We start from the raw sequence: 3,267 nt of genomic DNA, 5'->3' as shown, positions 1-3,267 counted from the left end.
CATCACATCATCCAGATTTTGGTATTTACGTTGTTCCCAAACTTTAACCGCCGAACGTTTACGCCCTGGCCCGCCAATACGAACACCTTCTGGATGATCACCAAAAGCGCCGAATGGCGAGGTTCCTCCGGTACCAATCATGCGATTGCCACCCTGATGTTTTTTATGCTGTTCACGTAAGCGTTCTTCCAGCATTTTCATCAGCTCTTCGAGAGAACCTGCCTTTTGTAGCTCAGCACGTTGTTCAGGCGTAAGGTGTTTTTCTAACAGCTCAAGATCAAACCAGTCTTTCGGTAACTTGTGAACTTGTTTTAGCAATTCATCCAAATCAAAAGTTTCGATACCATCAAAATAATCTTTCATGGCACGATCGAACTTGTCAAAAAAACGCTCATCTTTGACTAAAACAGTTTTAGCCAATTGATAAAACTGTTCCTGATCTGCAAACACAAGACCTGAAGCGACCGCCTGATTAAGATCAATGAGCTCACGTGTTGTTACAGGCACGCCATATTTGCGTAAGGTGTAAAACAGTCGCACAAACATTTTTAAACACTCTTAGCGGCGTGACATAAAGGCTAAACGTTCAAGCAATTGCACATCTTGTTCATTTTTAATCAAAGCACCATACAATGGTGGGATCGCTTTTGATTTATCGTGATTGCGCAATACATCTTCTGGCATATCATCGGCCATCAACAGGCTTAACCAGTCTATCAACTCTGATGTTGAAGGTGGTTTCTTCAAATTCGGGATTTCACGTAATTTAAAGAACACCTGCAATGCTTCACTGACCAAGGTATTTGAAATATTCGGGAAATGTACTGCAATGATGTCACGCATGGTTGCATCATCTGGGAATTCAATATAATGGAAGAAACAACGACGCAAGAATGCATCTGGCAGTTCCTTCTCATTATTCGAGGTAATAATCACGATTGGGCGTTGTGTTGCAGTAATAGTCTCGCCTGTCTCATAAACATAAAACGACATTTTATCGAGTTCATGCAATAAGTCGTTTGGAAACTCAATATCCGCCTTGTCGATTTCATCAATCAACAGTACACAACGTTCTTCACTGGTAAATGCTTCCCACAATTTACCCGGTTTAATATAGTTTTTAATGTCGTAGACACGATCATCACCTAACTGGCTGTCACGCAAGCGTGATACTGCATCATATTCATACAGACCTTGCTGGGCTTTAGTGGTTGACTTGATATGCCAAGTAATCAGCTTCAAACCTAAACTTTCAGCCACTTGCTCTGCAAGCAATGTTTTACCTGTACCGGGCTCACCTTTTACCAATAATGGTTTCTGCAAAGCGCGGGCAGCTTTCACTGCAAGCTTTAAGCTATCAGTTGCAATATATTGATCTGTACCAGTGAAGTGTTGTGTATCAGCAGACATTTAAAAACCTTATTTTTCTGTATTTAACGTTGTATCTAAACTGAACGTGCAGTTTTATTTGCAGTATATTTCGACCAGCAGAAACCGATCAATAAACCCGTACCAATGACAAATAAAATCAATGATAAGTTTGACCAGATTAAGACATGCTCTTTAGTAAGTACACCAAAAAGCAAACCAAAAATCGCTGGTGCTAAGGCCGAGTTTGGACCTTCTGAAATAGTTGGTGTTGCAAGAACGGCAAAAGCCACAATCCAGAGGATGCCACCAATTGGATTCGGTAGGCGTGACATCAAACGATACCAGCACCACAATGCAATTAATGTCCCTGTAACATAAACAATGATCGCAACATTTTCTTCAGGAAACTGATCCAGTACTGAAAGAATATTCGACCAAATCGCTGTTAAAGTCTCAAGCACCGCGTAAGCCCTCAGGTTCTACCGCGTTTGGATTGATTAACCCTTCTGGTGGCATCTGAATAAAAAAGCCCTTGGTATTTAGGGAGTCTAAAACATGTAAAACGTTAGCACGTGCAAGTTTACGCTCATTATGAAGTTCTAAATGCATCACAAAAGTAGCTTTGCCGAATGCTTGTAAAACTGTTTCTGGAACACCTTCAAATGGGTTTTCTTGTTCCTTGTCATCAGGATAATTTGGACGAGCAATGTACATATACATTTCATCTTTTTTGCTCGATCTATAAATATCGCAGTGCATATTGACTCACATCTATTAACAATCAGACACAGCATACATGAAAATAAAAATGGATACATTAACGATTGTTAACGCTAGAGTCGTCTTTTTTCCAGATTCACAATACAACCTATTTCAGAGTATTCGCGCAGAGTGTCATAATCAAGCCATGATTTTTCAATGGCACAGCTATGCAACAAAACAAATATGATGATCCACACTTCTTTACTGAATACTCAAAAATGCCTCGCTCAGTGCACGGCCTAAATGCTGCTGGTGAGTGGTCCACATTTAAAACACATATGCCCCAGTTAAAGAATAAAAAGGTTTTAGACTTAGGTTGTGGCTATGGCTGGCATTGTCAGTTTGCTGCTGAACAAGGTGCTCGTTCAGTGATCGGAATTGATTTATCCATTAAAATGCTTGAAAAAGCACGTCTGTTAACATCAGCCCAAAACGTGGATTATCAACATACCGCAATTGAGGACTTTGCAGCAGATACAGCGAGCTTTGACGTCATAATCAGTTCTCTTGCTTTGCACTACATCGAAGATATTAAGCCTGTGTTTGCCAAGGCTGCATCCTTATTAACGTCTCAAGGCGAACTGTACTATTCGGTTGAGCATCCTATTTTCACAGCCTGTGAGCAACAAGATTGGTACTATGATGCAGAGCAACAGCCGATGCACTGGCCTGTTGACCACTATTTCGAACAAGGCAAAAGAGAAACCCATTTTTTAGATGCAAAAGTTGTGAAATATCACAGAACGCTTGAAACCTATATTACAGCCTTATTAACTGCAGGTTTTGAAATTACAGCAGTGATTGAACCAACACCACCTAAAGAAATGGTTGAAAGGCTAAGTTGGCAGAATGAATTAAGACGCCCCATGATGCTCATCATCAAAGCCAAAAAAAAGAGCTAATTACTTAGCTCTTTGATTTTCTAACGTGCAATTTTCATTTGCATCGCTAAATATTCAATATCTTCTTTTAACAACGCAATCAAAGGTTGTGTCAGAATGTCATAACGCCATCCCATTAAATAAGACGGTAAAGATTGCTCATCTAAATGAAAGACCACATGTTCATAAATGGCATTCATCCATTTCTTACGCAATAACACTTCTTTCGGAATACCAGTTTGTAAAACCACTC

4 protein-coding genes and 2 pseudogenes are annotated in these 3,267 nt (G+C 40.0%); 1 reads left to right on the top strand and 5 read right to left on the bottom strand.

The window, feature by feature from the left end; all coding sequences use genetic code 11:
- The 4 genes and pseudogenes from Aba26S_RS20525 to Aba26S_RS20510 form a co-directional block, all read right to left on the bottom strand.
- Positions 1-546 (bottom strand): annotated as a pseudogene (locus tag Aba26S_RS20525) (hypothetical protein); the annotation flags it as partial.
- A 12-nt stretch (positions 547-558) separates the two neighbouring features.
- Positions 559-1,410 (bottom strand): MoxR family ATPase, encoded by an 852-nt coding sequence (locus tag Aba26S_RS20520; RefSeq protein WP_005241473.1) that lies wholly within the window; start codon positions 1,408-1,410, stop codon positions 559-561.
- Positions 1,411-1,445: 35 nt separating this feature from the next.
- Positions 1,446-1,832: a hypothetical protein gene (locus Aba26S_RS20515; protein ID WP_004772126.1), complete on the bottom strand. Its 387-nt coding sequence runs from the start codon at positions 1,830-1,832 to the stop codon at positions 1,446-1,448.
- A complete protein-coding gene (locus Aba26S_RS20510; protein ID WP_004653415.1) occupies positions 1,825-2,130 on the bottom strand; it encodes a YcgL domain-containing protein in 306 nt (101 codons plus the stop codon). Before Aba26S_RS20510 ends, Aba26S_RS20515 begins: the two co-directional genes overlap by 8 nt.
- Positions 2,131-2,300: 170 nt before the next feature.
- Here Aba26S_RS20510 and Aba26S_RS20505 point away from each other — a divergent pair, with 170 nt between their 5' ends.
- Positions 2,301-3,035 carry a bifunctional 2-polyprenyl-6-hydroxyphenol methylase/3-demethylubiquinol 3-O-methyltransferase UbiG gene (locus Aba26S_RS20505; RefSeq protein ID WP_043974927.1) on the top strand — a complete coding sequence of 245 codons (735 nt, stop codon included), beginning with the start codon at positions 2,301-2,303 and terminating at the stop codon, positions 3,033-3,035.
- A 20-nt stretch (positions 3,036-3,055) separates the two neighbouring features.
- Here the strand turns inward: Aba26S_RS20505 and Aba26S_RS20500 are convergent.
- Positions 3,056-3,267 (bottom strand): annotated as a pseudogene (locus Aba26S_RS20500) (ribonuclease D); the annotation flags it as partial.

This window comes from Acinetobacter sp. NBRC 110496 (assembly GCF_000876115.1).
In the GTDB taxonomy this organism is placed as follows: Bacteria; Pseudomonadota; Gammaproteobacteria; order Pseudomonadales; family Moraxellaceae; genus Acinetobacter.
The sequence above is the reverse complement of the archived record's forward strand: the minus strand, read 5'-3'. Positions and strand labels throughout refer to the sequence as shown.